Below are 23,661 nucleotides of genomic sequence, written 5' to 3'. Positions count from 1 at the left end.
GGGGTCCTGCAGGGGATGTGCCGGTGATTGAGAGGCCGGCCCGTCTGGAATAACCCTGTAGACGGTGAAGAACCCGCGCATGCTATAATTTCAGCCCTTTTCGTTATGACCCATGCCTGGCCGCCGCAGCGGGGCAGCAGGGATCAGCAGGTATTTTCCAGCTTTCAGGCCTGCGATTCCCCGCCCCGGAGATTTTTATGCCCAAGATACTGATGATCGACAATTACGACTCCTTTACCTGGAACATCGTGCAGTATCTGGGTGAGCTGGGTGCCGAGGTGCAGGTGGTCCGCAACGATGAGATCGAGGTTGCGGACATCCCGGGGCTGGCGCCGGACCGGATTGTCATTTCCCCCGGCCCCTGTACTCCCAACGAAGCGGGCATCTCCATGGCGGTCATCGCCGGCTACGCGGGCAAGCTGCCCATTCTGGGTGTGTGCCTGGGCATGCAGAGTATCGGTCAGGTGTACGGCGGGCAGGTGGTCCGCGCCCGCAAAGTGATGCACGGCAAGACCTCCCTGATCCATCACCGCGGGCAGGGTGTGTTCCGGGGGCTGAGCCAGCCCTTCGAGGCTACCCGCTATCACAGCCTGGTGGTGGCGGCGGAGGGTTTGCCCGACTGCCTGGAAATCACCGCCTGGACCGAAACCGGTGCCGGCGAAGTGGATGAGATCATGGGCCTGCGGCACCGGGAGCTGGCCGTAGAGGGGGTACAGTTCCATCCGGAATCGATCCTGACCGCCCACGGCCACGACTTATTGCGCAATTTTCTTGAGCTGGAGACGCGCTGATGGACATGCAACAGGCACTGGCGCGGCTGGTGGACAGGAACGACCTGGGCCGGGATGAAATGGCTGCGGTGATGAACACGGTGATGTCCGGCGGTGCCACGGACGCCCAGATCGGTGCGCTGCTGGTGGCCTTGCGGATGAAGGGCGAAACCATCGAGGAAATCGCCGGTGCCGCCCAGGTCATGCGCGAACTGGCGACACCGGTGGCGGTATCGGGACCGCACCTGGTTGACCTGGTGGGCACCGGCGGTGATGGCGCCAACCTGTTCAACGTGTCCACTGCGGCTACCTTTGTGGTGGCGGCCGCGGGCGCCCAGGTGGCAAAACACGGCAATCGCTCGGTTTCCAGCACCTCCGGTAGCTCCGACCTGTTGGAAGAGCTGGGTGTGCCCATGGACCTGAGTCCCGCCCAGGTAGCCCGCAGCATCGACAGCGTGGGCATGGGGTTCATGTTCGCTCCCGCCCACCACTCCGCCATGCGCCATGCTGTCGGCCCGCGCCGGGAGCTGGGCCTGCGTACCATATTCAATGTGCTGGGCCCGCTGACCAATCCCGCCGGCGTCAAGCGCCAGCTTGTGGGGGTGTTCAACCCGGCCCTGTGCCGTCCTCTCGCCGAGGTGCTGAAGATGCTGGGTAGCGAGCATGCCCTGGTCGTGCACGGGGAGGGCGGACTGGACGAAATGACGATCAGCGGCAGCACCGAGGTCGCCGAACTGGTACGTGGCACTGTGTCGACCTACCAGGTCACACCCGAGGACTTCGGCCTCCAGCGGCAGGATCTCGATGGCCTGACAGTCCGCAGTGCGGCGGAGTCGGCGACACTGATCCGCGGCGCCCTCGGGCGCAGCGACGACCAACTGGCGCGCAAGGCCGCGGCCATGATCGCCCTCAATGCCGGCGCCACGATTTATGTCAGCGGCCTGGCGGCTACCATCGCCGACGGTGTCGCGCTGGCGGATGATCTTATCGCCACCGGGCAGGCAATGGAGAAGCTGAAGGAATTTGTCAGCTTCACGCAGATGATGAGCAGCGGGGGGCACCGCTGATGAGCACGGTATCCACCATCCTGCGTCGCATCCTGGCGCGCAAGCAGGAAGAAGTTGCAGAGGGCAGGGCACAGCAGTCCCTCGCCGATCTGGAATCGCGGATCAGCGAGCAGTCCGCCACCCGCGGGTTTGCCGCGGCCCTGCAGAAAAGTGTGGCGCAGGCGCAGCCGGCGGTGATTGCCGAGGTGAAGAAGGCGTCGCCCAGCCGGGGCGTGATTCGCGAGGATTTCCAGCCCGGGCAAATTGCCGAGAGTTACCAGCGCGGCGGCGCTGCCTGCCTGTCGGTGCTGACCGACGTGGATTTTTTCCAGGGAGCGAACACCTATCTGGAGCAGGCCCGCGCGGCCTGTGAGCTGCCGGTACTGCGCAAGGATTTTACCGTTGATGTCTGGCAGGTAGTGGAGGCGCGGGCAATCGGCGCCGACGCGGTGCTGTTGATTGTGGCCGCGCTGGAGGATGCGCAGATGCAGGAGCTGGCGGCCGCCGCTGGGGCGTACGGTCTCGATGTGCTGGTGGAAGTGCATGATCGCGCCGAGCTGGAGCGCGCCCTGCGCCTGACGACGCCGTTGCTGGGTATCAACAACCGCGATCTGCACAGCTTTGACACATCACTGCAGACAACCATCGACCTGCTGCCCCATATTCCCGCGGATCGTGTCGTGGTGACGGAAAGCGGCATTCATACAGCGGAAGATGTGGCCTTGATGCGCGACGCCGGGGTGTTCAGTTTCCTGGTCGGCGAGGCCTTCATGCGTGCCCCTGAACCCGGTGACAGGCTGCGGGAGCTGTTTTTCCCCGCCTAGGCGCGCGAAGCCGGGCCTCAGCGGGTGCCGAAGACCACCATGGTCTTGCCGGAGACGGACACCAGTCCTTCCTCCTCCAGGTTCTTCAGTACCCGCCCCGCCATTTCCCGGGAGCAACCGACAATCTTGCCCAGTTCCTGGCGGGTAATCTTGATCTGCATGCCGTCCGGGTGGGTCATGGCGTCCGGCTGTTTGCACAGATCCAGCAGTGTATGGGCGATGCGCCCGGAGACATCGACGAAGGCCAGGTCTTTCAGTTTGCGGGTAGTACGGCGCAGGCGATTGCACATTTGCCGGGCAATGGCAAACAGGATGTCGGGGAACTGGCTGCGGAGCTGGTGGAAGCGTTCGTAGGAGATCTCCGCAACTTCACACTGCTCGCGTGCCACGACCATGGCGCTGCGTACTTCCTCTGTCCCGCCGAAAAGGCTCATTTCGCCAAAAAAGTCGCCGGCGTTGAGGTAGCTCACGACCATCATGTGATCGGGATGATCTTCTTCGTGCACCAGCACCGACACCGACCCTTCCAGGATAAGATAGAGGAAGTCGCTGTCGGCACCTTCTTCCAGGATCACATGCTTGGAGCGATATACCCTGCGATTGCAATGGCGGAGGAAGGTCTCCACGTTGGGTATGGTGTTGGTGATATGGGGCTTCAGCATTCAGCTTTCTTCCTTCCGCCGGCAATCGTGCCAAGCAATGGTACCGCACCCTCACAGCAAGTAAAACGCAAACCGCTATGCTAAGCTCGCGAACCTGGTGATATAGGGAAATCAACACTATGCAGGTGACGGTAAAGTGGGTGTACGGCGCCATGTTCCTCGGGGAATCCGGCAGTGGTCACAGCGTGGTCATGGACGGGCCGCCGGATCATGGTGGGCGCAACCTGGGGCCCCGCCCCATGGAAATGTTGCTGCTGTCAGTGGGCGGGTGTGCGTCATTTGACGTGATGAGCATGTTGCAGAAGTCGCGCCAGCAGGTGGTAGATTGCCGGGTGGAAATCGCGGCCGAGCGCGCCGATGCAGTCCCGGCCGTGTTCACCAAAATCCACCTGCACTTCGTGGTTACGGGCGTTGAGCTGAAAGAAAAGCAGGTGCAGCGGGCGGTGGAACTGTCAGCGGAAAAATACTGCTCGGCATCCATCATGCTGGGTGCCGCGGGGGTGGCGATGAGTCACAGTTTCGAAGTTGGTGAGTTTGTCCCCTAGAGGGGACCGGTCAGAAATGGTAACTGCTGCGGGTCATCAGTTTCGACACCGCGCTCATCAGCTCCTTGACCGGCGCGGGCAGGTCCGCGCCGCCCGCGGCCAGGGCGTTCTCTCCGTGCCGCTCCTCGTCTGCCAGCATCTGCTGGAGTATAAGCTGTGACTTGCGATCATCTGCGGGCAACTGCTTGAGGTGATCCTTGAGGTGTCGGCAGACGCGCTCCTCGGTGGCGGCGACAAATCCCAGGCTCCATTTGTCGCCGACGGCGCCGGCGCCGGCGCCGAGCAGGAAGGAGAGGCCGTACCAGGCGGGATTCAGCGTACTGGGGCGGCTGTTGAGCTCACGCAGGCGCTCGGCACACCAGGCCAGGTGGTCTTCCTCCTCCCGCGCTGCCTGGCGCATTTCCTCGCGGACTGCCGGCAGCTTGGCGGTCAGTGCCTGGCCCTGGTACAGGGCCTGGGCGCAGACTTCCCCGGTGTGGTTGACCCGCATCAGGCCGGCGATGTGACGCCGCTGGCTGTCGTTGAAGCTGCTGTCGCGATGCCCGTTCGCAGGTGAAAGCCGGGTGGCCGGCTGGACGCGGTTGTTCAGCGTGCGCAGCACCGTGTCGGCTTCAGCCAGCAGTCGGTCCAGCAGGGTCAGTTGGCGGGCTCTCATGGGGCATACTCCAGTGATGGCTCGGGAACTAACTATAGCGCGCCAGCGCGCGCCAACCAATGTCCCGACGCAGGGTCATGCCGTCCCAGCTGATTTGCCCCGCGCCCTGGTAGCAGCTGCGCTGGGCGCTGGCGATGTCCGTGCCCAGCGCGGTAACGCAAAGCACCCGCCCGCCGCTGGTCACGATGTTCCCGTTTGCCAGCGCGGTGCCGGCGTGAAAAACCTTCACCCCTTCCGGCAGGTCTGCGTCCAGGCCGTGGATGGGGAATCCCTTGCCATAGTCGCCCGGGTAGCCTCCCGCGGCCAGTACCACGCCGATGGCGCAGCGCGGGTCCCAGTCGGCACTGACCTGGTCGAGCTGGCCGTCCAGCGCGGCGTTACACAGCGCGACCAGGTCCGACCGCAGGCGCATCATGATGGGCTGGGTCTCCGGGTCGCCGAACCGGCAGTTGTACTCGATCACCTTCGGCTCGCCCTTGGCCGAGATCATCAGCCCCGCGTACAGGAAGCCGGTGTAGGCGTTGCCTTCGGCCGCCATGCCGCGGACGGTGGGCAGGATCACCTCATCCATGACCCGCTGATACACTGCATCGGTGACCACCGGGGCCGGTGAATAGGCGCCCATGCCGCCGGTATTGGGGCCGGTGTCACCATCGCCGATACGCTTGTGATCCTGGCTTGTGGCCATTGGCAGCACATGCTCGCCGTCCACCATGACAATGAAGCTGGCTTCCTCGCCTTCCAGGAATTCTTCTATCACCACCCGGCAGCCGGCGTCGCCAAAGGCGTTACCTGCCAGCATGTCGGTGACTGCGGCCTCCGCCTGTTCCAGAGTTTCTGCCACGATCACGCCCTTGCCTGCAGCGAGGCCATCGGCCTTGACGACAATCGGGGCGCCCTGTGCCCGCAGATAGGCGAGTGCGGGTTCAAGTTCGGTGAAGTTGGCGTAGGCGCCAGTGGGAATGTGGTGCCGGGCAAGGAAATCCTTGGTGAATGCCTTGGAGCCCTCCAGCTGCGCAGCACCCCGGCGTGGGCCAAAGCAGCGCAGCCCCCGTTCGCAGAAGTAGTCCACCACGCCTTCGACCAGTGGGGCTTCGGGGCCGACGATGGTCAGGCTGACACCCTGTTCCTCGGCGAATGCTGCGAGGCCGGCGAAATCCATGGTATCGATGGCGACATTCTGCACCCCCGGCTCGGTGGCGGTGCCGGCATTGCCCGGCGCCACATAGACCCGCTCCACCCCCGCGGCCTGGGCCGCTTTCCAGGCCAGTGCGTGTTCGCGGCCGCCGCTGCCGATGATCAGTACTTTCATGGGTTTGCTCCCGGGTTCAGTGGCGGAAATGGCGCATGCCGGTAAAGACCATGGCCATGCCATGCTCGTCCGCCGCCGCAATCACCTCCTCGTCACGGATGGAACCGCCCGGTTGTATCACTGCGGCAATGCCGGCCTGGCCGGCGCTATCGATGCCGTCCCGGAACGGGAAAAAGGCATCCGAGGCCATCACTGATCCCTGCACTGCCAGCCCCGCGTGCTCGGCCTTGATCGCGGCGATGCGGGCGGAATTGATGCGGCTCATCTGGCCGGCACCGACGCCGACTGTCTGGCCGTTGCTGGCGTAGACAATGGCGTTGGACTTGACGAACTTGGCCACTTTCCAGGCAAACAACAGGTCGCGCATCTGCTGGTCGCTGGGGCGCAATTTGCTGACCACTTTCAGGTCCGCCTCGGTCACCATGCCCAGGTCGCGGTCCTGCACCAGGAGGCCACCGTTCACCCGCTTGTAATCCAGCGCCGGTACGCTGGTACCCCACTGGCCGCAGGCCAGCAGGCGCACGTTCTGCTTCGCGGCCACCACCTCGCGTGCTTCGTCGCTGACGCCGGGGGCGATGATCACTTCCACGAACTGGCGTTCGACAATGGCACGGGCGGTGGCTGCGTCCAGCTCACGGTTGAAGGCGATGATGCCGCCGAAGGCAGACTCCGGGTCGGTGGCGAAGGCGAGGTTGTAGGCGTCCAGCAGGCTGTTGGCCACGGCCACGCCGCAGGGGTTGGCGTGCTTGACGATAACGCAGGCGGGCTCGGCGAAATTTTTCACGCACTCCAGCGCGGCATCGGTATCGGCAACATTGTTGTAGGACAGTTCCTTGCCCTGCAGCTGGCGCGCCGTGGCGATACCCGCCTCGGCGGGCTGGGCCTCGATATAGAACGCCGCCTGCTGGTGGGGGTTCTCGCCATAGCGCATTTCCTGGACCTTGTGGAACTGGGTATTGAAGGTGCGGGGGAAGGCCGCGGAGCCGCCGGGAACCAGGCCGCCAAAGTGATTGGCGATGGCGCCATCGTAGGCCGCGGTGTGTTCGTAGGCCCTGATGGCCAGATTGAAGCGGGTCGCCAGCGTTGTGGCGCCATGGTTGGCGCGCATTTCCGCAATGATGTCATCGTAGTCGCTGGCATTGACCACGATATTCACCCAGCGGTGGTTCTTGGCTGCGGCCCGGACCATGGTCGGGCCGCCGATGTCGATGTTCTCGATGGCGTCCTCCAGCGTGCAATCGGGCTTTGCCACGGTCGCCGCAAAGGGGTACAGGTTGACCACAACCATGTCGATGGCCGCGATCCCGTGCTCGGCCATGACTGCATCGTCCTGGCCGCGGCGGGCGAGAATGCCGCCGTGCACCTTCGGATGCAGGGTCTTGACCCGGCCGTCCATCATCTCCGGGAAGCCGGTATAGTCCGCCACCTCGGTGACCGCCAGGCCGTTCTCCTGCAGCAGTCGATAGGTGCCGCCGGTGGACAGCAGCTCCACGCCCAGGTCACGCAGGGCGGAGGCGAAGGCCACGATGCCGGTTTTATCGGAAACGCTGAGCAGCGCGCGCTTGACGGTTACGGGGTGGGAGTCAGTCATGGTTTTGAGGTTGCCTGTCAGCTTTTGTCGGAGATGAGGTTGTATTGCTTGAGCTTCTTGCGCAGCGTGCCGCGGTTCAGCCCCAGCATGTGCGAGGCGCGGGTCTGGTTGTTGCGGGTATGCTGCATGACTTCCCGCAGCAGCGGTGCCTCCACCTGGGAGAGCACCAGGTCATAGAAGCCGGTGGTGATCTGTCCGTCCAGCTCGGCGAGGTAGTTGCGTACCGCGAGGGTAACCGCATCATGCAGGGGACTGCCCGCCAGTTGCCCGGTGTTGCCGTCGTTGCCGCTGGCGTTGATCGGGGTAACGGTTGCTTGCTGGTGTTGCGTCTCTGGCCCGGTCATGCGGCAAGGTCCTTTGCGCCGTCGCGCAGCTTCAGTTGTTCAATCATGCGCAGCTGTGCGCGGCCTTCGGTGAGGGCATTGAAATCCTGCCGGCACGCCCCGAGCCGGGGGTGATGCTGCAGGAACCAGCCGACGTGTTTGCGGGCGATGCGTGCGCCCATGAAGTCGCCGTAAAAGGCGTGCAGGGCACTGACATGGGCATGCAGCAGCGCCAGCTGCTCTTCGAGCTGCGGCTCCGGGGGTGTCACCCCGGTTGCCAGCCGGGTGGCGATCTGGCCGCAGAGCCAGGGCCGGCCCTGGGCGGCGCGGCCAATCATGACGCCGGCGGCGCCGGTGTGGCGTATGACCGCCTCGGCCTTTTCCGCCGAGTCGATATCGCCATTGGCAAAGACCGGGAACGCCGTGGCGGCGACAATGGTCGCGATGGTGTCGTATTCCACCTCGCCGTGGAAGGCACAGGCCCGTGTGCGGCCGTGCACTGCCAGGGCGGCAATGCCGGCATCCTCGGCGATACGGGCAATGGTGACGCCATTGCGTGTCGACGGTTCCGGGCCGGTGCGGATTTTCAGGGTGACGGGAACCGGTACCGCAGCCACCACCGTCTCGAGGATCGAACGAACCAGCGCCTCATCCGCCAACAGCGCGGAGCCCGCAGCCTTGCGGCACACCTTCTTCGCCGGACAGCCCATGTTGATGTCGATGACCTGGGCTCCGAGGGCCACATTGTAGCGGGCAGCCTCGGCCATCTGCAGTGGGTCGTTGCCGGCGATCTGTACCGAGCGGGGTTCCAGTTCGGCATCGTGGCGGGTGCGGAGCAGGGTCTTGGCAGTGCCGCGCAGACGCGGGTTGGCGTTGACCATTTCCGAAACCACCAGGCCCGCCCCCAGCCGGGCGCAGAGCCGCCGGAAGGGCAGGTCGGTCACGCCCGCCATGGGCGCAAGGGCCACGGGGTTGGACAGCTTGTAGGGCCCGATCTGCAGCATTGCGAGAGCGTCTGGCGGTGATTTCACGAGGTCGGGTATGATACTCGACCGCTCCCCGGGGTTAAAGCGCGTTGGCTAAAAAATCGCCAGGGGGTTGCGGCGGCCGGTTGCTCAGGCGAGCCTGCCTCGGAGGCAGACCCAGTCCTCGCGCTCCCCGACCACCGCTATTTCAAGGCGGTCGCGGTAGTGGGCGCAGAGCTCCGCCGCCTGACTGTTCAGCAGGCCCGACAGCATCAGGGTGCTGCCCGGTTTCAACAGGTCCAGCAGGGTTCCGGAGAGCGCCATCAGCGGCCCCGCGAGGATGTTGGCGACCACCAGATCCGCCTGTTGTCGCCATTGATCAATGGCATCGGTTCCCGGCAGGGCGACCTCCAGGGCGCTGTCGGGGATATGATTGCGGACACAGTTGTCGCGGCTGGCAACCAGTGCCTGCGGGTCATTGTCCACCGCCAGGGCGCGGGCTGCGCCCAGTTTCAGCGCCGCCACCGCGAGGATGCCGGAGCCGCAACCGTAGTCCACGACCCGGCAGCCAGTCAGCGACATGCCGTCGAGCTGGGTCAGGCACAGGGCAGTGGTGGGGTGGGTGCCGGTGCCGAAGGCCAGGCCCGGGTCCAGCAGCAGATTGACGGCTTCCGGTTCGGGCGGTTCCAGCCAGCTGGGGCAGACCCAGAGCCGTTCCCCGAATTGCATCGGTCGGTAGTGGGAAATCCACTCCCGCTCCCAGTCCTTGTCCTCCAGAATTTCCACCCGCTGGTTGCAGCTCGCAAGCAGCTCGCCGGGAAACTGGGCCAGCACCCCGGTCATCTCGGTGTCTGCGGTGTAGAGGCCGGTAAGCCGGGTCTGGTGCCACAGGGGTGTCTCGCCAACGCCGGGCTCCAGCACCGGCTGGTCGGCGTTGTCCTCCATGGTCACGGCGACCGCGCCCGTGGCCAGCATGAGCTCTTCCAGCGCGGCGACCTGGTCCGGGGCGGTGTCCAGCCGGAGTTGCAGCCAGCTCACTAAGCCCAGTCTTCCAGCTTGCTTTCAAGATAGTGAATGCTGACTCCGCCGGCCTGGAAGGAGCGGTCCCGGACCAGTTCCCGGTGCAGGGCGGTGTTGGTGCGTATGCCCTCAATAACCAGTTCGTCCAGCGCCTGGCGCATCCTGGCGAGCGCGCACTCGCGGGTTTCGCCGTAGCTGATGATCTTGGCGATCAGGGAGTCGTAGAACGGTGGCACCGTGTAACCGTCGTAGAGGTGGGAGTCCACCCGGATCCCCGGTCCGCCCGGCGCGTGGAAGGTCGTGACCTTGCCCGGGGAGGGCATGAAGGTTTGGTGGTCCTCGGCATTGATGCGGCACTCGAAGGCATGCCCCCGGAACACCACATCCTCCTGGCGCACGGACAGGGGCATGCCGCTGGCAATGCGCAGCTGCTCGCGAACGATGTCGATGCCCGTAATCATCTCGGTGACCGGATGCTCAACCTGGACCCGGGTGTTCATCTCGATGAAGTAGAAGCCGCCGTCCTCGTACAGGAATTCGAACGTGCCGGCACCGCGGTAACCGATCTCAATGCAGGCGGCCACACAGGCTTCCGCGACCTGGGCCCGCAAGTGTTCGTCCACCCCCGGTGCTGGCGCTTCTTCCAGTACCTTCTGGTGCCGGCGCTGCAGGGAGCAGTCGCGGTCCCCGAGGTGGATGGCGTTGCCCTGGCCATCGGCGATGACCTGTACTTCCACATGGCGCGGCTTCTGCAGGAATTTCTCCAGATACACCACGCTGGAACCGAAGGCGGCTCCGGCCTCGGCCTGGGTGAGCTGGACGGAGTTCAGCAGGGCGGCCTCGTTGTGGACTACCCGCATGCCGCGGCCGCCACCGCCGGCGGCTGCCTTGACGATCACGGGGTAACCAATGCGCCGCGCTACCTCCAGGGTGCGCTCGGCGTCGTCGGTCAGGGGGCCATCGGAGCCGGGGACCGTGGGCACCCCGGCCTTTTTCATCGCCTCAATGGCAGAGACCTTGTCGCCCATCAGGCGAATGGTGTCCGCCCGTGGGCCGATGAAGATAAAGCCGCTCTTTTCCACCTGCTCGGCAAAGTCAGCGTTTTCCGCCAGAAACCCGTAGCCCGGGTGGATGGCTGTCGCGTTGGTTATTTCGGCTGCGCTGATGATGGCGGGTATGTTGAGGTAACTGGCGGTGGAGGCGGCGGGGCCGATACAGACTGATTCGTCGGCGAGACGGACGTGCATCAACTCCCGGTCGGCCTTGGAGTGGACGGCGACGGTCTTGATGCCCAGTTCCTTGCAGGCCCGGAGAATGCGCAGGGCGATCTCACCGCGATTGGCGATGAGTACCTTTTCCAGCTTGGCCATGGTGTATTCCTCTGCTTGCGGCGCTCGGGCGCCGGGGGCTGTGTCAGACGATGGAGAACAGGGGCTGCTCGAATTCGACCGGCTCGCCGTTGTCGACCAGAATGGCCTCAATGGTGCCGGCCTTGTCGGCTTCGATCTGGTTCATCATCTTCATGGCTTCGACGATGCAGAGGACATCGCCAACCTTGACGGTTTGACCCACTTCCACGAATGCGGGGGAGGTCGGTGAGGGGGAGCGATAGAAGGTGCCCACCATGGGCGAGGTGATGACCTTGCCGCTGCTGACCGGCGCGCTTGCCGCGGCAGGTGCCGCCGCAGGCACGGGGGCAGCCGGCGCGGGGGCCGGCGGGGGCGGCGGGGGGGCATAGGCTGCCATCATGGGCTGGGCGCTGTTGCGGCTGATGCGCACCGATTCCTCGCCCTCCTTGATCTCTATCTCATCGATGTTGGACTCTTCCAGCAACTCGATCAGCTTCTTGACTTTGCGAATGTCCATATTGGGCTCTCTCTGGTTATCGGTTAAGGCTGTTCCAGGCTGCGGATCGCGGCCAGTAATCCAAGTTCATAGCCCTGGGCACCGAGGCCGCAGATGACGCCGCGGGCCAGGTCCGAGAAGTAGGAGTGCTGCCGGAAAGGCTCGCGGGCATGGGTATTGGACAGGTGTATCTCGATAAACGGAATGGCCACCGCTGCCAGCGCGTCGCGCAGGGCGACACTGGTGTGGGTGAAGGCGGCGGGGTTGATCAGGATGAAATTCACGCCTTCGCGGCGGGCATCGTGGATGCGTTCCACCAGTTCATATTCGGCATTGCTCTGCATTGTCAGCAGGTGGTGGCCCCGTTCGGTCGCCAGGGTGGCGAGGGTGCGGTTGATGTCCGCCAGTGTCGCGTGCCCGTAGATTGCCGGCTCGCGCTCACCGAGCAGGTTCAGGTTAGGGCCGTGCAATACCAGAATGGTGGCCATGATTCCCCGCCGTTGCTCTCATCGACCTTATTGGGCGGATTCTCGCGCAAAAGCGCTGTGCTGTCCATGTTTAATGTTATTTTTTGGGAAATAGCGGCCGTTAGCCGCCATTTAGGCGAATTTAGCAATTTTCCAGACGATGGCTGCACACAGTCCACTGTTTCGCCGTGTTTCCAGGATAATGGCAGAAAAGCGGGGTATTTTCCGGGAAAACATCAGATATTGCCGACAATATTGCCTGTCACGGGAGAAGCCGTGTCCAGAGCCCGCAATACGGTGCTCTTGGTCAGGATCTGCGGCAGGATCAGCGGCGCGGCGGCCGGGTCAGCCGGGTACAGCACATACAACGGGATCCCCGTGCGCCCGTGTTCGCGCAGGAAGCCGGCGATCTCCGCATTGTGGTTGGTCCAGTCGGCGACCAGGTAAGCGACATCGCGCTCCGCAAATGCCTCCTGTATGTCAGCGGTGTTCAGCACGGCGCGTTCGTTGGCAATGCAGGTGATGCACCAGTCCGCGGTGACATCGACGAACACCGCGCGCCCCTGCCGGCGCAGTTCGGCAACGGTTGCCGTTGACCAGGCAGGTTCCGCAGTTGCCAGGGCCCGGTCGTCGCCGGCTTCCAGCGGCGACCGCCACAGGCCCAGCATAAGCCCCAGGACCAGGCAGGAGAGGGCCAGAGTCCGGCGCCACCAGGCGCCGTGCCACAGCCACAGACCCAGGGCCAGCAGCAGTGCGCCGGTCAGCGCCGCGGCCATGGTGTCGACCCCGGTCTGGCGCCCGGCCACCCACAGCAGCCAGATCGCGCTGGCATAGAGTGGAAAAGCGAGCAGCTGCTTCAGGGTTTCCATCCAGGGTCCGGGCCGGGGCAGCCAGTTGCGGGCACGGGCACTATAGCCGAGTAGTAGCAGGGGCGCGGCCATGCCGGCCCCGAGAGCGAAAAATACGGCCAGCGCCACGGCAGCCGGCTGGGTGATGGCGAATCCCAGCGCCGTCCCCATGAAGGGGGCAGTGCAGGGGCTGGCCACCACCACTGCCAGCACGCCGGTGAAGAAACTGCCGCTGTCGCCCTGGCGGCCGGCGAGGCCGCTGCCGACGTTCATCAGGCCGCCCCCCAGTTGCAGCATCCCGGACAGTGACAGCCCCATGACCAGGAACAGGTAGGCGAGGGCAATCACCAACGCGGGCGACTGCAGCTGGAAGCCCCAGCCAATGGCCTGCCCGGCGCGCTGCAGCAGGATCAGCGCGGTGGCGACCGCAAGAAAGCTCAGCACCACGCCAGTCGCGTAGAGCCAGCTGTGACGCAAGCGTTCGTGGCTGGTGCTGCGGGCGAAGCCCAGCACTTTCAGGGACAGGATGGGGAACACGCACGGCATCAGGTTGAGTATCGCCCCACCGAGGAACGCCAGCAGCATCATGTAGGGCAGACTGGCCAGCGCCGCTGCGGGCTTTGCTGCTTCCGGGGCGGCGGCCTGCCGGGCAGGCAGCGCCACCGGGCTGGCGCTGCCGCTGGCAAAATCAATATCGAACATTTCGGTCCGGGGCGGATAACACAGCCCGGCGTCGGCGCAGCCCTGGGATTTCACCGTCAACCTGGCGTACTGTGGCACATCGGCGGCTCGCAGCCGCACATCGGCATCCAGGTAATAGACCCGCACTTCGCCAAAAAACTCGTCGTGGCGCTCCAGGGCCTCGGGCAGTTCAACATCCAGGGGAATGGTGCTGCCGGCGCTTTGCAGGGAGAATTCGAAAGCGTGCTGATAAAGATAGTAGGTGTCGGCTATTCGCCAGTACAGCCGCATGGCGCCCGAGGGTTGAGCTTCTACAGCCAACTGGTAGGCTGCTTCCACCGGGAGGAACTCCGGCTGGCTGAAAGTTACCGCCGCCGCACCGGTGCCGGGCAACTGGGCCAGGCTCAGGCTGCTGCAGAGCCAGAGCAGGCTGGCGAGCACAAACCGCATGGATGTTCCTTTTGCCTGTTGCGGCCCTGCCGCGACGGCCGACATTGTAGCAGTGCCGCCGCGGCAGCCCAATTTGACGCGGGCCCCGGAGCCTGCGCTGGTGGTATAGTGTGACGCCTGTGGGGCCCGTAAGTTTCGCGAGGCCGGAGAGTTTTAAAGGAGTACGAACTGTGCAATTTCTGAAGCTGTTGGCTTTTGCTTTGTGTGTTCTGGCCCTGCCTGGTGCGCGGGCCGCGCAGGCTCAGGCTGTTCTGGAGGATGCCTGGGTGCGCGCCCTGCCGCCTACCCAGGCCAACACCGCTGCCTATGTCACTGTACGCAATCTGGGCGACGGGCCACTGTCCATCTCCGGGGCCAGTGCCTCGCTGGCAGCCAGCGTTGAACTTCACGATACGGTCGAGGTAGACGGCATGCTGCGGATGCGGCAGCAGAAGTCGGTTACTGTGCCGGCGGGGGAATCGGTAGCCTTTGCGCCCGGGGGGCTGCACCTGATGTTGCTCGGCCTGGAGAGAATGCCTGCGGTGGGCGAGATGCTTGAGCTGTGCCTGGAAGTCGACGGTGCGCCCCTGTGCACCCAGGCCGAAACCCGGCGTGCGCCGGCCGGCACTGGCGCTAATCACCAGCACCACCATTGACAGACACCGCTGGCGGTTCGCCGCGGAAGGAGATCCGGGATGACAGGATTCAGGAATACGCTGGCCCGCTGGCGGGACGATTACCTGCCGCAGAAGGGCTGGGCCTATGGCGTGCTGGTGGGCGTGGGCCTGTACCTGCTGTTCTCGGTGCTGGTCGGCATGTACTGGAGCGTCACGCCGGCGCCTTTTGACGTCAGCGAGAAGGCCACGGCCTACGCCGCCGAGGATGGCGCCCGGACCACCACCGGTTCGACTACCACCGCGGCACTGGTCGGCGCCATGGAAACCCTGCTGGAGAAGCGCGGTGGTTACCTGTCAAACGATGTGTTTCCTCCCGGCGCATGGCTGGATAATGTGCCCAACTGGGAGTTCGGCGTCCTGATCCAGTCCCGGGATCTGGCCCGGGCCATGCGGGAAGTGTTCAGCCGGTCCCAGTCCCAGTCCCGGGAGGACCCGGACCTGTCCCTGGCCGAGCCCAAGTTCAACTTCAACTCCGACAGCTGGATGCTGCCGGCCACCGAAAGCCAGTATCGCGAGGGCGTCGAGCTGCTGCGCAGCTATCTGCGGCGACTGGAGAACTCCGGCGACAGCGACGCGCAGTTTTATGCGCGGGCAGACAACCTGCGCTACTGGCTGTCCACAGTCAGCTCCCGGCTGGGCAGCCTGTCCCAGCGCCTGAGCGCCAGTGTAGGCCAGCGCCGTCTCAACACCGACCTGGCTGGTGACGACAGCGCCCGCCAGTCCACTCCGGCTCCGGAAGAGATCATGGTGCAAACGCCCTGGACCGAAATTGATGATGTGTTCTTCGAGGCCCGCGGCACCGCCTGGGCGCTGATTCATTTCCTCAAGGCGGTGGAACTGGACTTTGCCGATGTCCTGGCCAAGAAAAACGCCCAGGTCAGCCTGCAGCAGATCATCCGGGAGCTGGAGGCGACCCAGCAAGCGGTGTGGAGCCCGGTCATCCTCAACGGCAGCGGGCTGGGCTTGTTGGCCAACCACTCGCTGGTGATGGCGTCCTATATCAGCCGCGCGAACTCGGCCATGATCGACCTGCGCGACCTGCTGGCGCAGGGCTAGTCAATTACTTGCGGTCGTAGCGCAGCCGCGTGCCGGTGTCCAGCGACAGCCGGATTTCGGTGGCGCTGATTGACTCTGGGAAGTAGGTGCCCGATAGCTTGGCGTCGAGGAGACTGGCGCCTTCGAGGTTGGTTTCCCGAAAATCGATACCGCTCAGGTCCGCATTGCGAAAGTAGGAGTTGCTGAAGTCAAGGCCGCGGGCATTCATGTTGCGCAAGTCCCTGCCGCGGTAGTCGCCACTTTTCAGTTCGCTGGTGTCCAGTTTGTCGCGCTGTTCGTTGAAGCCCTTGATATCCTCGTTGCGCAGCAGCTGGTAGAGGGGATCCTGTTTGATATAAGGCTTGCTCATGGTGACCTTCCAGAAGATGTTGGGCAGTAAGAAAATCGGCAATATTGGCCATAGCTTAAGCCACCCGGTCGGTCATGCCTAGCGCAGCCGTGCGCAACGCGCCGCAGCGCACCCAGCTTGAGGGGTTTCTGCTGACCCGGCAGTGGCGCGACTCCGCTGCAGGAATAGAGCTGGAGCTGTGGTTTGCCACCGCTTCCGGGCCCTTGCAGGTGGTGATCGACGGCGAGCGCAGCGTGTTTTTTCTCGCGGTCGCAGAGGCGGAGCAGCACCGTGGCCTGCTGGCGTTGCAGGCCGGGGTCGAAGTGGCGCCGGTGGCGCTGAAGAGCTTTCGCCTGCAACCGGTAGTCGCTGTGTACAGCCGCAGCTATCGCCAGTCCCGGCAGCTTGCCGACCAGCTGCGGGAGCGGGGCGCGGAGCCGCTGGAGGCCGACATCAATCCTGCGGACCGCTTCCTGATGGAGCGCTTTATTGCCGGAGGTGCCCGCATTGCGGGCATCCCGGTGCGCTGCGGTAATTTTGTCCGCATGCGGGAGGCAGCGCTGCGACCGGCGTCTCTGCGACCTGTCCTCAAAATCCTGTCGTTCGATATCGAAACCGCGATGGAGGGGCTGCAACTGTACTCCATCGCGGTCCACGGCACGGCCCCCGATGGCGAGCACCGGCAAGTATTCATGCTTGGCGAGGACGCGGCTGGCGAGCAGGTAACGGCCTCACCCTCGCAGCTGGCCCTGCTGGAGGACTTCCTGCAGTTCGTTGCACGCTACGACCCCGATGTGCTGGTGGGCTGGAACGTGGTCAATTTCGATACCTGGTACCTGCAGCGGCTGGCGGACAGTCTGGGTGTCCCCCTGGGCCTCGGCCGAACGGGCGCTTCGGTGCAGTGGCGGGAGCTCGATGAAGACGGGGAACGGCGCACCGCCCGGGTGCCCGGGCGTCTGTTGCTGGACGGTATCGAACTGCTGCGGGCCGCGTTCTACCGCTTCGACAGCTTTTCCCTGGAGGCTGTATCGCGCGAGTTGCTGGGCGAGGGCAAGCTGCTGCACGGCAACGACCGCGGCGAGGAGATCGGGCGCCTGTTCCGGGAAGACAAACCCCGGCTGGCGGCCTATAACCTGCGTGACTGTGAACTGGTGTCCAGGATATTCGCCGCAACCCGGTTGCTGGACTTTGCCCTGGCTCGCAGTGTCATCACCGGGCTGAACCCGGACCGCCTCGGCGGCTCGGTGGCCTCCTTCGACAATCTTTACCTGCCGCGGCTGCACCGGGCCGGTTTCGTAGCGCCCAATGCCAGTAGTGACCACAGCGCGAGTCCCGGTGGCTTCGTGCTCGAGTCCCAGCCGGGCCTCTACGACCACGTGCTGGTGCTGGATTTCAAGAGTCTCTATCCCAGTATTATTCGCACCTTCGCCATCGACCCGCTGGGGCTGGCCCTGGGTCTGCACGGTGACCTGGTTGAGGGCGATACTGTGCCGGGTTTTGCCGGGGCCCGCTTCGCCCGGACCGGCCATATCCTGCCGGCCCTGATAACTGCGCTCTGGGAGCAGCGCGACGCTGCCAAGGCGGCGGCAGATGGGCCACTGTCCCAGGCCATCAAGATCATCATGAATTCCTTCTACGGTGTGCTCGGCAGCCCCGGTTGCCGGTTCTTCGATGCCCGTCTGGCCAGCAGTATCACCCGCCGGGGTCATGAGATTCTGTTGCGGACCCGCGAGCGCATTGAAGCGAGTGGCCACCGGGTAATCTACGGTGACACCGACTCGGTATTTGTCTGGATCGCAGATGCGGGTAGCGATGCCGAGGCCGAGCGGGCCGGCAGGTCCCTGCAGGCAGATTTGAACAGCTGGTGGCGACAGCGGGTGCAGCTGGAGTTCGGACTGGACAGCGCGCTGGAGCTGGAATTCGAAACCCACTACCGCCGTTTCCTGATGCCCACCATCCGCGGCTCGGAGAAAGGCAGCAAGAAGCGGTATGCCGGTCTGGTGGGTAGCGGGGAGAGCCAGCGACTGGTGTTCAAGGGGCTGGAGAGCGTGCGCAGCGACTGGACCCGGTTGGCGCGGGATTTCCAGGAGGAGCTCTACCGGCGGGTATTCCTCAATGAGCCCTGGGAGGACTATGTGCGAACCGTAACTGCCGAGCTGTTGGCAGGCCGGCTCGACTCTGGCCTGGTCTATCGCAAGCGCCTGCGGCGCCGTCTGGACGATTACCAGCGCAACGTGCCGCCCCATGTGCAGGCCGCCCGCCGTTACCCGGAAAGATCACTGCCACTGCCGCGCCGTGGCGACTGGATAGAATATGTGATTACCACCGCGGGGGCGGAACCGGCCGCAGCACCGAGGGCTCCGCTGGATCACGAGCACTATGTGGAGCGGCAGCTGGAGCCTGTGGCGGACGGTATCCTGGGCTTGCTGGGGACGACCTTCAGCGCCGTGACCGGGCGCCAGATCGACCTGTTCTGAGAGGGTGTCCTGTCACCCTGGGGCGACACTAGTCGCCGAAGAACTCCGCCCGCAGCGCCGGGTAGTCCGCCGCCGGCAGCCGTGGCCCGAAGTTCGCCACCACCCGCCCGGCCGCCAGGCTCGCAAAGCGCCCGGCGGAGGCGTAGCCCTCGCCGCGACCCAGGGCGTACAGAAAGGCGCCGGCGAACATGTCACCGGCACCGTTGCTGTCCACGGCCTGCACCCGATGTGGAGGGATGTCCTCCAGTCGCTCGCCGTCCCAGGTAATCGCGCCCTCGGCGCCGCAGGTGATGACGAAACTGCGGGCAACCGGCTTCAGCCGTTCAATAGCCACATCCAGTTGCCCGGTGCGCCCCCAGCAGAGCGCCTCGTCGCGGTTGCAGAACACCAGGTCCAGCTGGGTACCGATGATTCCCTGTATACCTTCGCGGAAGTATTCGACCATGCCCGGGTCGGAAAAGCTGAGCGCGGTCTTGACCCCGGCGGCCTCGGCCAGCTCGCGAGCGCGAATGGCCGCCGCCCGACCGGTATCCGAGGTGACCAGGTAGCCTTCGATATACAGGTACTCGGACGCGGCCAGCGCGACCGGGTCCAGCTGCTCGATCGAGAGTGTCTCACTGATACCGAGAAAGGTGTTCATGCTGCGCTCCGCATCCGGGGAGATCAGCACCAGGCATTTGCCGGTAATGCCCGGCGGGCGTCCGTTCGCCATGCTGTGGTCGACGCCGGCGGCCTCCAGATCGCGGACATAGATGGCGCCGTCGGCGTCGTCGGCAACCTTGCAGCTCATGAAGGTGGGGGCGCCGAACTGGGCGGCAGCAATCATCGAGTTGCCGGCACTGCCGCCGCTGGCATGGCTGGCTTTTACCAGGTGACCCTGCAGCTGTTGCAGCAGCACCCCCTGGCGAGCCTCGTCCACCAGGGTCATCAGGCCCCGATCTACACCCATGGCGACGAGCTCGTCATCCCGGACTTGGATTTCGGTATCGACCAGTGCGGCGCCCATGCCGTAGATAGCGTATTTTTTCATTCTCTGTTCGTACTCCAGTGGCCAGCGCGCTATTATCGCTGCCCCCTCACCCATTGCAACCGGGTGTGATGTAAACTCCGAGACCATGGCCAGAACCCGTCGACCTTTTCTGAAACTGTTCCTCACCCTCGCAGTCGCCGCGGCGCTGTTCCTGGTGTATCTCGACGTGCGCATTACCGCGACATTCACCGACAAGATGTGGGAGATTCCTGCCAAGGTCTATGCGCGCCCACTGGAGCTGTTTCCGGGCGCGACCCTGTCGGCCGACGACCTGGCTTTTGAACTCGAGGTTCTCGGTTACCGCAAGGTCGCCGCGGCGCGCCGCCCCGGTGAAGTCGCTCGCGCCGGCAATCGCTTCGAGCTGTATACCCGCGGCTTTGATTTTCCGGGTGAACGGGAAGCACCGAGGCAGGTGCGGTTGTCCGTGGACGGCAGCCGCCTGCAGTCCCTGACCGGCAGCCGCGGCGCCATCGACCTGATGCGGCTGGAACCAGTGCAGATCGGTGGCATCTATCCGCAGCACGGTGAAGACCGGGTTCTGGTGCGGCTGGAGGATGTGCCGGAAAGCCTGCTCGCCACCCTGCTTGCAGTGGAGGACCAGCGCTTCTACCGGCACTGGGGGTTCTCGCTCACCGGCATCCTGCGGGCGGCGATCAGCAACATGCGCTCCGGCCAGGTGGTCGCCGGGGGCAGCACCATCACCCAGCAGCTGGTGAAAAACTACTATCTCACACCCGAGCGCACCATCGTACGCAAGGTGACGGAGCTGTTGATGGCGGTGCTGCTGGAGCTCCACTTCAGCAAGGAGCAGATTCTCGAGAGCTATATCAACGAGGTCTATCTGGGTCAGGAGGGGCCGCGAGCCATCCACGGCTTTGCCCTCGCGGCGCTGCACTATTTCGACCGTCCGCTGGAGCAGCTGGGGTTGCACCAGCAGGCGCTGCTGGTGGGCATGGTCAAGGGCCCCTCGCTGTTCAACCCTCTGCGCAACCCCGAGCGGGCCCGCGAGCGCCGCAACCTGGTGCTGGACATCATGGTGGACCAGGCGCTGGTGTCTGCCCAGCAGGCCGAAGTCGCCAAGGGCATGTCGCTGGATCTCAATAACCGCCGGGGCATCCGCGATACCTTTCCTGCCTTCCTCGACCTGGTACGGCGTCAGCTGCGGCAGGAGTACCGGGAAGAGGATCTGACAACCCGGGGTCTCAGCATCTTCACCAGCTTTGATCCGCTGTTGCAGCGCCAGATGGAGCAGAGCAGTACCGCCATCCTGAAGCAGCTCGACGCCTCGGGCGAGCTGCAGACGGCCTCGGTGGTCACCCGCTTTGACAGCGGCGAGGTGGCGGCGCTGGTCGGCGGGCGCCAGGTTCGCTACGCGGGCTTCAACCGTGCCCTGGATGCACGCCGTCCGGCGGGCTCCCTGCTCAAGCCGGCCGTGTACCTCGCCGCCCTCGAGCAGCCGCGGCGCTACACTCTGGCCACGCCCCTCGCGGACACGCCGCTGCAGGTGCCGGGGCCCCGCGGCGAAGTCTGGGAGCCGCGCAACTTTGATCGCCAGGCACACGGCCAGGTATTGCTGCACAGGGCACTCTCGAACTCCTATAACCTGGCCACGGCACGGTTGGGATTGGACCTGGGTATCGGCAGTGTTGTCGACATGCTGCGGCGCCTGGGCGTCGAGGGTCCCATCCCCGAGGTGCCGGCGCTGACCCTGGGCGCCGGCGAGTACTCGCCGATGGATATGGCGGCGATGTACCAGAGTATCGCCGCGGGCGGGTTCCGCATGCCCCTGCGCAGTATCAGGGACATTGTCGATGCCGATGGCAAGCCGCTGCGGCGCTATCCCCTGGAATATGACCGTACTGTGAGCCTGCAGGCGGTGCACCTGTTGCACTATGCCCTGCGCGAGGTGCTGCGCGAGGGCACCGGCCGCGGTGCCTATGCCTACCTCGACAACAATTTTCAGGCCGCCGGCAAGACCGGCACTACCAACGATGGTCGCGATTCCTGGTTTGCGGGGTTTTCCGGCGACCTGCTGGCGGTGACCTGGATAGGCCGCGATGACAACGGCGGTACCGGCCTTACCGGCAGTACCGGCGCACTCAAAGTGTGGGCTCACTTCATGGCGAACGCCAGCCAGCGCTCTCTGGCCTACCGGATGCCCGAGGACATGCAGCCCTACTGGATCGACAGCAGCACGGGTTACCTGACGGGCGAGGGCTGTCCGAATGCCAGGCTGATGCCGTTTGTGATCGGCTCTGAGCCGCGCCAGCGCAGCAACTGCACGGGCAGGGAAAAACCCGGCACTATCCGGGACTGGTTCCAGTCCCTGTTCAGGGGTGACAACTGATGCAGATGAAAATCATACTCAGGCGCGGCCTGGTGCCGGTGCTGGCCCTGCTCCTGACCGGGTGCACCATATATAGCCTGCCAGGCAGCGAGCGCGCCCCGATTGAAACCCGGCCCGTTCCCGGAGAGACGGAGCCTCGCGCCCCGGAACCGGAAGTAACCCCGGCTCCGGCGCCGCTGCCGCCAGCGGCTGACCCCGGTGTGACATCAGCCGCTGCCGGCCTGCTGGACAGGGCTAATGCGGCGGCAGCGCAGGGCGACTACGAGCAGGCGCTCGCCCTGCTGGAGCGGGCCCAGCGTATCGATCCCAACAGTGGGGAAATCTACCTGCAACTGGCCCGGGTGTACGCCGCCCAGGGCCAGGTGGAGAAGGCTCGCGATACCGCCTCCCGCGGCACTCTCTACTGCCGTGATCAACGCGAGTGCGCCGCTCTGCGGGCGCTCGCCCGCTAAAGGTTTTCCACCACGACCCGGAAGCCCTCGTTGTCCGGTTCGAAGCGCAGTTGCTGGTTGATGCAGGCGGGATTGTCGCCCGCCGAGTGGCTGACAAAAATAATCTGGGTGTCGCTGTTGGCGGCAATGTGGTCCACTGCATTCAGCAGCAGTCGGCGGTGGGTGCCGTCCAGACCCAGGGTGGGCTCGTCAAGCAACAGAATCAGCGGTGACTTCACCATGGCCCGGGCCAGCAGCACCATGCGCTGGAGACCGAAAGACAGGGTGTCGAAGCTGTCCCGGATGTGGGCCCCCAGGCCCAGTGCTGCCAGCCATTGCTCCGCGCAACGGCGCTGGACATCGCCCCAGTTGTCGAACAGGCCGACGCTGTCAAAGAAACCGGATACCACCACCTCGACCACTTTCATGTTGCGGGCGAAGTTCAACTGCAGCTGGGTATCCAGTTGCCCGTACTTTTGCTTGATTTCCCAGATGCTCTCGCCGCTGCCGCGCTTGCGCCCGAACAGGGTAATGTCCTGGCCATAGGCCTTGTGGCTGTCGCCGGTGATGAGACTCAGCAGGGTGGTCTTGCCGCAGCCATTGGGGCCGGCCACGCAGCAGTGCTGGCCGCGTTCAAAGCGCCAGTACAGGCCCCGCAGAACCTGCAGCTCACCGTAGGCAACGCCGACGTCTCGCAGATCCAGCAAGGGGCCGTCGGGAATGGTATAACTGCGGGGCGCGGGGGGTGGCAGCGCGCCCAGCGGTGGCAGCGATGGCTGCATCAGTTCCCGCACCTCGCTGCGTGCCAGCACGCTCTCCCGCTCGCCGCTGCACAGCACGCGGCCCTCGGCAAGTACCAGCAGGTGACTGACGCCGGCGGGAACATCTTCCAGTTGCCGGCACAGCAGAAGAAGGCTGCGTTCACCGGCCAGCAACTCGTCGATGGCGGCCTGCATGGCCTGCTGGCTGGCCCGGTCCAGGCCATCCAGGGGGCTGTCGAGGATCAATAGGGCGGGCTGGCTGAGCAGTGCCCGCACCAGCAGGGTCTTGCGCATTTCCCCGGTGGAGATGAAGCGCAGGCCGCGGTCCAGGACATGCCGCAGGTGTAGACGGTCCACCCAGTCATGAAAATGCTGGTCCGGCTCGCGGCCAGCGAGGATGGCGTCGCGCACGCGGGTGCCAGGGTCGGAGGCGTCCGCCCGGTACTCCGAGTCGTCGAGTTTGCGATCCCTGGCGCAGAGAGCCTGGGCTTGTTCGAAACAGACGTAGGCCACGCCGTCCCGCTCCAGGGCAGGGGCGCTATGGTAAGCCCCGGAAAAGTGGGTAGCCTGG

General features: G+C 64.8%; 23 protein-coding genes. 9 read left to right on the top strand and 14 right to left on the bottom strand.

Features of this window, described 5'->3' with window-relative positions; all coding sequences use genetic code 11:
* Window positions 1–197 precede the first annotated feature (197 nt).
* Genes RJQ10_RS17020 through trpC form a run of 3 tightly spaced genes read left to right on the top strand, consistent with a single transcriptional unit; the run spans window position 198 to window position 2,640 of the window.
* Complete coding sequence (locus RJQ10_RS17020; protein ID WP_350148577.1) at window positions 198–791, top strand: anthranilate synthase component II; 594 nt, start codon at window positions 198–200, stop codon at window positions 789–791.
* The gene (trpD, locus tag RJQ10_RS17015) at window positions 791–1,837 is read left to right on the top strand and encodes an anthranilate phosphoribosyltransferase (protein ID WP_350148576.1); all 1,047 of its coding nucleotides are present in this window, start codon (window positions 791–793) and stop codon (window positions 1,835–1,837) included. The genes RJQ10_RS17020 and trpD overlap by 1 nt, the downstream gene beginning before the upstream one ends.
* Entirely contained in the window at window positions 1,837–2,640 is an 804-nt protein-coding gene (trpC, locus tag RJQ10_RS17010) for an indole-3-glycerol phosphate synthase TrpC (protein ID WP_350148575.1), read from the top strand. Before trpD ends, trpC begins: the two co-directional genes overlap by 1 nt.
* 17 nt (window positions 2,641–2,657) lie before the next feature.
* On the opposite strand, the gene crp is transcribed toward trpC, so the two are convergent.
* Window positions 2,658–3,302, bottom strand: a complete 645-nt coding sequence (gene crp / locus RJQ10_RS17005) for a cAMP-activated global transcriptional regulator CRP (RefSeq protein ID WP_350148574.1) — start codon at window positions 3,300–3,302, stop codon at window positions 2,658–2,660.
* Between the two features lie 119 nt (window positions 3,303–3,421).
* On the opposite strand from crp, the gene RJQ10_RS17000 reads away from it, so the two are divergent.
* Window positions 3,422–3,847: an OsmC family protein gene (locus RJQ10_RS17000; protein WP_350148573.1), complete on the top strand. Its 426-nt coding sequence runs from the start codon at window positions 3,422–3,424 to the stop codon at window positions 3,845–3,847.
* 10 nt (window positions 3,848–3,857) lie between these two features.
* Here the strand turns inward: RJQ10_RS17000 and coq7 are convergent, their stop codons facing one another.
* The 10 genes from coq7 to RJQ10_RS16950 form a co-directional block, all read right to left on the bottom strand.
* Window positions 3,858–4,502, bottom strand: a complete 645-nt coding sequence (gene coq7, locus RJQ10_RS16995; protein WP_350148572.1) for a 2-polyprenyl-3-methyl-6-methoxy-1,4-benzoquinone monooxygenase — start codon at window positions 4,500–4,502, stop codon at window positions 3,858–3,860.
* 28 nt (window positions 4,503–4,530) lie between these two features.
* Entirely contained in the window at window positions 4,531–5,814 is a 1,284-nt protein-coding gene (gene purD, locus RJQ10_RS16990; protein ID WP_350148571.1) for a phosphoribosylamine--glycine ligase, read from the bottom strand.
* Between the two features lie 16 nt (window positions 5,815–5,830).
* The gene (purH, locus tag RJQ10_RS16985; protein WP_350148570.1) at window positions 5,831–7,405 is read right to left on the bottom strand and encodes a bifunctional phosphoribosylaminoimidazolecarboxamide formyltransferase/IMP cyclohydrolase; all 1,575 of its coding nucleotides are present in this window, start codon (window positions 7,403–7,405) and stop codon (window positions 5,831–5,833) included.
* A gap of 17 nt (window positions 7,406–7,422) precedes the next feature.
* Window positions 7,423–7,749 carry a DNA-binding transcriptional regulator Fis gene (gene fis, locus RJQ10_RS16980; protein WP_350148569.1) on the bottom strand — a complete coding sequence of 109 codons (327 nt, stop codon included), beginning with the start codon at window positions 7,747–7,749 and terminating at the stop codon, window positions 7,423–7,425.
* The gene (gene dusB, locus RJQ10_RS16975) at window positions 7,746–8,732 is read right to left on the bottom strand and encodes a tRNA dihydrouridine synthase DusB (RefSeq protein WP_350148568.1); all 987 of its coding nucleotides are present in this window, start codon (window positions 8,730–8,732) and stop codon (window positions 7,746–7,748) included. The genes fis and dusB overlap by 4 nt, the downstream gene beginning before the upstream one ends.
* A 111-nt stretch (window positions 8,733–8,843) precedes the next feature.
* A complete protein-coding gene (prmA, locus tag RJQ10_RS16970) occupies window positions 8,844–9,731 on the bottom strand; it encodes a 50S ribosomal protein L11 methyltransferase (protein WP_350148567.1) in 888 nt (295 codons plus the stop codon).
* Entirely contained in the window at window positions 9,731–11,083 is a 1,353-nt protein-coding gene (gene accC, locus RJQ10_RS16965; RefSeq protein ID WP_350148566.1) for an acetyl-CoA carboxylase biotin carboxylase subunit, read from the bottom strand. The genes prmA and accC overlap by 1 nt, the downstream gene beginning before the upstream one ends.
* 43 nt (window positions 11,084–11,126) lie before the next feature.
* Window positions 11,127–11,579, bottom strand: a complete 453-nt coding sequence (gene accB, locus RJQ10_RS16960) for an acetyl-CoA carboxylase biotin carboxyl carrier protein (protein WP_350148565.1) — start codon at window positions 11,577–11,579, stop codon at window positions 11,127–11,129.
* Window positions 11,580–11,602: 23 nt separating this feature from the next.
* Window positions 11,603–12,046, bottom strand: coding sequence for a type II 3-dehydroquinate dehydratase (gene aroQ, locus RJQ10_RS16955; RefSeq protein ID WP_350148564.1), 444 nt, complete (start codon window positions 12,044–12,046; stop codon window positions 11,603–11,605).
* Window positions 12,047–12,261: 215 nt separating this feature from the next.
* Window positions 12,262–14,004, bottom strand: coding sequence for a protein-disulfide reductase DsbD family protein (locus tag RJQ10_RS16950; protein WP_350148563.1), 1,743 nt, complete (start codon window positions 14,002–14,004; stop codon window positions 12,262–12,264).
* A 170-nt stretch (window positions 14,005–14,174) separates the two neighbouring features.
* Between RJQ10_RS16950 and RJQ10_RS16945 the strand changes: the two genes are divergently transcribed.
* Window positions 14,175–14,639, top strand: a complete 465-nt coding sequence (locus RJQ10_RS16945; protein ID WP_350148562.1) for a copper chaperone PCu(A)C — start codon at window positions 14,175–14,177, stop codon at window positions 14,637–14,639.
* A 39-nt stretch (window positions 14,640–14,678) separates the two neighbouring features.
* Window positions 14,679–15,716: a DUF2333 family protein gene (locus RJQ10_RS16940; RefSeq protein ID WP_350148561.1), complete on the top strand. Its 1,038-nt coding sequence runs from the start codon at window positions 14,679–14,681 to the stop codon at window positions 15,714–15,716.
* A 4-nt stretch (window positions 15,717–15,720) separates the two neighbouring features.
* On the opposite strand, the gene RJQ10_RS16935 is transcribed toward RJQ10_RS16940, so the two are convergent.
* Window positions 15,721–16,065 (bottom strand): pentapeptide repeat-containing protein, encoded by a 345-nt coding sequence (locus RJQ10_RS16935; RefSeq protein ID WP_350148560.1) that lies wholly within the window; start codon window positions 16,063–16,065, stop codon window positions 15,721–15,723.
* Between the two features lie 74 nt (window positions 16,066–16,139).
* Here RJQ10_RS16935 and RJQ10_RS16930 point away from each other — a divergent pair, with 74 nt between their 5' ends.
* Window positions 16,140–18,521: a DNA polymerase II gene (locus RJQ10_RS16930; RefSeq protein ID WP_350148559.1), complete on the top strand. Its 2,382-nt coding sequence runs from the start codon at window positions 16,140–16,142 to the stop codon at window positions 18,519–18,521.
* Window positions 18,522–18,549: 28 nt separating this feature from the next.
* On the opposite strand, the gene RJQ10_RS16925 is transcribed toward RJQ10_RS16930, so the two are convergent.
* Window positions 18,550–19,551: an adenosine kinase gene (locus RJQ10_RS16925; RefSeq protein ID WP_350148558.1), complete on the bottom strand. Its 1,002-nt coding sequence runs from the start codon at window positions 19,549–19,551 to the stop codon at window positions 18,550–18,552.
* Between the two features lie 85 nt (window positions 19,552–19,636).
* Between RJQ10_RS16925 and mrcB the strand changes: the two genes are divergently transcribed.
* Window positions 19,637–21,898, top strand: coding sequence for a penicillin-binding protein 1B (gene mrcB, locus RJQ10_RS16920; protein WP_350148557.1), 2,262 nt, complete (start codon window positions 19,637–19,639; stop codon window positions 21,896–21,898).
* Entirely contained in the window at window positions 21,898–22,350 is a 453-nt protein-coding gene (locus RJQ10_RS16915) for a tetratricopeptide repeat protein (protein ID WP_350148556.1), read from the top strand. Before mrcB ends, RJQ10_RS16915 begins: the two co-directional genes overlap by 1 nt.
* On the opposite strand, the gene RJQ10_RS16910 is transcribed toward RJQ10_RS16915, so the two are convergent.
* The coding region (locus tag RJQ10_RS16910) for an ATP-binding cassette domain-containing protein (protein ID WP_350148555.1) at window positions 22,347–23,661 on the bottom strand (1,315 nt) is incomplete at its 5' end. The two genes, RJQ10_RS16915 and RJQ10_RS16910, sit on opposite strands and share 4 nt — an antisense overlap.

Source organism: Haliea sp., assembly GCF_040222615.1.
In the GTDB taxonomy this organism is placed as follows: Bacteria; Pseudomonadota; Gammaproteobacteria; order Pseudomonadales; family Halieaceae; genus Haliea.
Note: the sequence above shows the minus strand (reverse complement) of the source record. Positions and strands in the feature narration are given on the sequence as shown.